The 5,089-nt window shown below is 54.0% G+C and carries 4 protein-coding genes; 3 read left to right on the top strand and 1 reads right to left on the bottom strand.

Features of this window, described 5'->3' with window-relative positions; translation table 11 throughout:
• Window positions 1-840 (bottom strand): UDP-3-O-(3-hydroxymyristoyl)glucosamine N-acyltransferase (gene lpxD, locus AC06ND_RS08270; RefSeq protein WP_475678512.1); only part of this gene is annotated, 840 nt, incomplete at its 3' end.
• 106 nt (window positions 841-946) lie between these two features.
• Between lpxD and rimP the strand changes: the two genes are divergently transcribed.
• The 3 genes from rimP to infB form a co-directional block, all read left to right on the top strand.
• Complete coding sequence (gene rimP, locus AC06ND_RS08265) at window positions 947-1,414, top strand: ribosome assembly cofactor RimP (RefSeq protein ID WP_475678511.1); 468 nt, start codon at window positions 947-949, stop codon at window positions 1,412-1,414.
• Window positions 1,415-1,439: 25 nt separating this feature from the next.
• A complete protein-coding gene (gene nusA, locus AC06ND_RS08260) occupies window positions 1,440-2,678 on the top strand; it encodes a transcription termination factor NusA (RefSeq protein ID WP_475678510.1) in 1,239 nt (412 codons plus the stop codon).
• 32 nt (window positions 2,679-2,710) lie between these two features.
• Window positions 2,711-5,089, top strand: a 2,379-nt coding sequence (infB, locus tag AC06ND_RS08255; RefSeq protein WP_475678509.1) for a translation initiation factor IF-2, incomplete at its 3' end; no start/stop codon positions are given.

The following is a 5,089-nucleotide window of genomic DNA, read 5'->3' as shown; positions in this document are numbered from 1 at the left end:
CAGATGACCGGCGACACCGGCCTGTCCTGCGAGCACGCACTGCTTTCCTATCTTCGAGCTTCCGGCAATTCCGACCATCGCGCAGAGAACGGTGTTCTCCCCGACCTCGACGTTGTGCGCAACCTGCACCAGGTTGTCGATCTTCACGCCCTTGCGGATGATGGTCGCACCCATCTGGGACTTGTCCACGCAGCTGTTGGCGCCGATTTCGACATCGTCCTCGATGATCACGTTTCCAGTGTGCTCTATCTTCTTGTATGAGCCGTCTGCGGTAGGAGCGAAACCGAATCCGTCAGCGCCGATGACGACTCCCGAATGGAGTATGACATTGTTTCCTATCACCATGCCCGGATAGATCTTCACTCCAGGGTAGATGATGCAATGGTGGCCTATCTGCACGTCGTCACCGATGTATACCTGCTCGTAGATCTTGGTACAGTCGCCTACGACGGCATGGCGTCCGACATAGCTGAAATCTCCCACGTAGACCTTCTTTCCGAGCTTTGCGGAGAGACGGACGCGGCTGCGCCATCCACGATAGCGGCGATATGCCTTCTTCTGCGCCGTGACATAGTCAAGCAGCTTCGCCACCGACTCGTAGGCGTTCTCCACGCGGATCAGGGTCGCCTTGACCTCAGCCTGCGGCACGAAGTCCTTGTTGACAATGATCGCCGTCGCCTCACATTCGTAGACGTATTTCTCGTATTTTGGGTTAGCATAGAAACAGATAGTCCCCGGCTTTCCGCTCTCGATCCTCGCAGGAGATGTGATGACCGCATCCGGGTTTCCCTCGACGGTTCCTCCGAGCACTTCGGCTATCTGCCTAACTGTAAACTCCATGATGGTAAATTGGTTTTGCTATTTATAAAATACTTCGTATCTTTGCGGCGTGAGAACGATAAAGGGGACCGAAGAGGGCCCCTTTTTATATACCTCGAAGCCAAAGATGAACATATCTGAAATTAAAGATGCAATAAGCGGACCAGTCGTTGCACGCGGTTGCTTTCTTGTCGACCTTAAGGTCAGCAAAGATAATGAAATTATCATTACCATCGAATCCGAGGAAGGAGTGGTAGACCTTGCAGACTGTGAGGCAATCAACGACGCCTTCACCGCAGCCTTCGACAGGGATGTCGAGGACTATGCGCTGACAGTGTCATCCGCAGGTCTCGACCAGCCATTCAAGATTCTCAAGCAGTACATCAAGGCTGTAGGCACTCAGGTAGAGGTTGCGCTCAAGGGCGGCAAGAAGATGGTAGCCACCCTCGTCGCTGCAGACGAGGAGGGAATCGCCCTCAAGTACAGTGCTAAGGAAGCCGTGGAAGGAAGCAAGAAGAAGGTGATGGTAGAGCATGAGGACCGGTACAGCTTCGCCGAGGTAAACTCAGTCACTCCGTTCGTGGTTTTTGAATAGTGAAAAATAAAACATATAAATCAAAATGGAACAGAAAATAGAACTTAAAGACGCGTTCACCGAGTTCAAGAAACAGAAGAACATCGACAGGAACATCATGATGGGCGTCCTCGAGGACGTATTCAAGACCCAGCTCGCCAAGACTTACGGCTCTGCTGACAACTTTGACGTGATCGTCAACGTTGACAAGGGAGACTGCGAGATCTACCAGACCCTCGAGGTCGTAGAGGAGGTCGAGAATCCTGCAACCCAGATCGCTCTCGCAGACGTAGACGACGACTACGAGGTCGGCGACGAGTATGTTCGTTCCGTTGAGCTCAAGGAGTTCGGCCGCAGAGGTATCCTCAACCTCAAGCAGAACCTCCAGGGACGTATCATGGATATCGAGAGGGCAAACCTCTATAACAAATACACTGGAAAGATCGGTGAGATCTTCACTGGCGAGGTATACCAGACCTGGTCTAAGGAAGTGCTCATCCTCGACGAGGACGGCAATGAGCTCCGTCTCCCTAAGAGCGAGCAGATCCCTGGCGAGCACTTCAAGAAGAACGACATGGTGAAGGCCATCATCAAGAGCGTCGAGATGAAGAACAACACCACTCCTTACATCGTTCTCTCAAGGACTTCAGACGACTTCCTCGAGAAGCTCTTCGAGCAGGAGGTTCCTGAGATCTATGACGGTCTCATCACAATCAAGAAGGTTGTCCGCATCCCAGGCGAAAGGGCAAAGGTTGCCGTAGAGTCTTATGACGAGCGCATCGACCCTATCGGAGCATGTATCGGTGTCAAGGGTGCCCGCATCATCGGAATCGTTCGCGAGCTCCGCAACGAGAATATCGACGTACTCCAGTGGACCAGCAACACCCAGCTCCTCATCCAGAGGGCCCTCAACCCAGCAAAGATCTCTTCTATCGTAGCATCACCAGACGACGACAAGATCAGGGTATACATGCAGCCTGACGAGGTCAAGAAGGGTATCGGTAAGGGCGGTTGCAACATCCGTCTTGCAAGCATGCTCGTAGGTAAGGAGATCGAGGTATGGAGAGAGATCGAGCAGCAGGAGGCCGAGGAGGAGGACGTACTTCTCCAGGACTTCAACGATGTCATCGAGCAGTGGATCATCGACAAGCTCCAGGGCATCGGTTGCGACACCGCGAAGAGCGTGCTCGCTATTCCTGCAGAGGATATCGCCAAGAGGGCTGACCTCGAGGACGAGACCGTAGCTGAGGTTCTCGACATCCTCCGTGCAGAGTTCGAAGACTAATTCTAACCTAAAAAGACAAGGGGTAAAAGATAATGGCAGAAATCAGATTATTTAAACTTACAAAGCAGTTCAATATCGGACTGGGCACGTTGGTTGACTTTCTCAAGGGCAAGGGCTTCGATGTAGATGCCAGCCCTAATGCGAAGGTTTCCGACGAGGTCGTTCCGATGTTGCAGGGCGCCTTCGGCGACGAGCAGAAGGCGAAGATGGAGGCCGAGAAGACCACCATCAAGTTCAAGGAAATCATAGATAACGCTACACGCAAGAAATCAGACAAGGAGGACGACGAACCTGAAGTGGAAGTTGTCGTCAGGTCAAACAACCTTTCGGCTGCTCCAGCAAAGGAAGCCCCTGTCCAGCCTGCTAAGCCTGTGGAGGCTCCTGCTGCTCCGGTAGTGGCAGAGCCAGCACCTGTCCAGAAGCCAGTGGAAGAGGTGAAGCCAGCAGAGCCTGCTCCTGTCCAGAAGCCTGTAGCGGAGGAGACTGGCCTCAAGGTCGTAGACAAGATCGACCTCAGCCAGTTCGACAAGAAGAAGCCTGCTCCAAAGCCAGCAGAGCCTGCTCCAGAGGCCGTAAAGCCTGTCGAGGAACCTAAGAAAGTAGAAGAGGTGAAGGTTGTCGAAGCTCCGGTCGCTGCCCCTGCCGAAGCTGTGAAGGCTGAACCTCGCGAAGTGAAGATCGAGGTTGAGAAGCTCAGCGGCCCTAAGGTCGTGGACAAGATCGACCTCAGCCAGTTCGACAAGAAGAAAGCCAAGAAGAAAGGCAAGCGTGAGCGCATCTCAGGTAACGGCAGCCAGAAGGTTGACGTGACCAAGGTGGAGGGTGTGAACGCACATGCTACCAGGAACAATGGCGGCAATGGCGGTAACAACGGAAACGGAAACAACAATAACAACAGGAACAACAATAACAACAACGGCGGCAACGGCAAGAAGAGAAGAGGCAACGACGATCGCTTCGCTAAGCCAGCAATGACTGAGGCCGAGCAGGAGGAGATGCAGAAGCAGATCCAGAAGCAGATCAAGGAGACCTACGCCCGCATGAACGAGAACAAGAGCAAGAACACGTTCGGCGCAAAGCACAGGAAGGACAAGAGAGAGGCCGCTGCCAATAGGATGATGGAGGAGTTCGAGCAGCAGGAGATGGAGAAGAAGGTACTGAAGGTAACCGAGTGCGTTACCGTCAACGACCTTGCCATCCTCATGAACAACACCCCTGTCACCAAGGTAATCGGTGCCTGCATGAGTCTCGGTCTCATGGTATCCATCAACCAGCGTCTCGACGCTGAGGCCCTCGTGCTCGTTGCAGAGGAGTTCGGATACGAGGTTGAGTCCGTCACCGCAGAGCTCACCGAGGCCATCAACCAGAGCGAGGAAGAAGAGGGCGGTGAGCTCGTATCCCGTCCACCTGTCATCACCGTCATGGGTCATGTCGACCATGGTAAGACTTCCCTCCTCGACTACATCCGCAAGTCCAACGTCATCGCAGGTGAGGCCGGCGGTATCACCCAGCACATCGGTGCATACAACGTGAAGCTCCCTGACGGACGTCACATCACCTTCCTTGATACTCCGGGCCATGAGGCATTCACCGCAATGCGTGCACGTGGTGCGAAGATGACTGACCTCGCGATCATCATCATCGCTGCTGACGACGCGATCATGCCGCAGACCGTCGAGGCAATCAACCATGCTCAGGCAGCAGGTGTCCCAATGGTATTCGCGATCAACAAGATCGATAAGCCAGGCGCGAACCCAGAGAAGATACGCGAGCAGCTCTCCAACATGAACATCCTCGTCGAGGATTGGGGTGGTACATACCAGTGCCAGGAGATCTCCGCAAAGAAGGGTATCGGCGTCGAGGACCTTCTCGAGAAGGTGCTCCTCGAGGCAGAGATGCTCGAGCTCAAGGCTGATCCTTCACGCAGAGGTACAGGTGCGATCATCGAGTCCGCCCTCGACAAGGGACGTGGTTACGTGGCTACCGTGCTCGTGCAGAACGGTACCATCCATGTCGGAGACTTCATGCTCAGCGGAAGCAACTGGGGACGTATCAAGGCTATGTACAACGAGCGTGGCCAGAAGGTCAACGAGGCAGGTCCTTCAACTCCTGTGACCGTCCTCGGTCTCAACGGAGCACCTACAGCAGGTGAGACCTTCAACATCATGACTGACGAGAAGGAAGCTAAGGACATCGCCAACAAGCGTGAGCAGCTCATCCGTATCCAGGGCATCAAGACCCAGAAGCATATGACTCTCGAAGAGATCGGACGCCGTATGGCGATCGGAAACTTCAAGGAGCTCAACTTCATCGTCAAGGGAGAGGTGGACGGATCTATCGAGGCACTCTCAGACACTATCATCAAGCTCTCTACCGAGGAGGTGCGCGTAAACGTCATCCACAAGGCAGTC

The sequence above is a fragment of the Candidatus Cryptobacteroides sp. genome (genome assembly GCF_056207615.1).
Note: the sequence above shows the minus strand (reverse complement) of the source record. Positions and strands in the feature narration are given on the sequence as shown.

Excerpts from the sequence above, each read along its gene's own strand:
- rimP (WP_475678511.1), top strand. The coding sequence starts at position 947 with ATGAACATATCTGAAATTAAAGATGCAATAAGCGGACCAGTCGTTGCA.
- nusA (WP_475678510.1), top strand. The coding sequence starts at position 1,440 with ATGGAACAGAAAATAGAACTTAAAGACGCGTTCACCGAGTTCAAGAAA.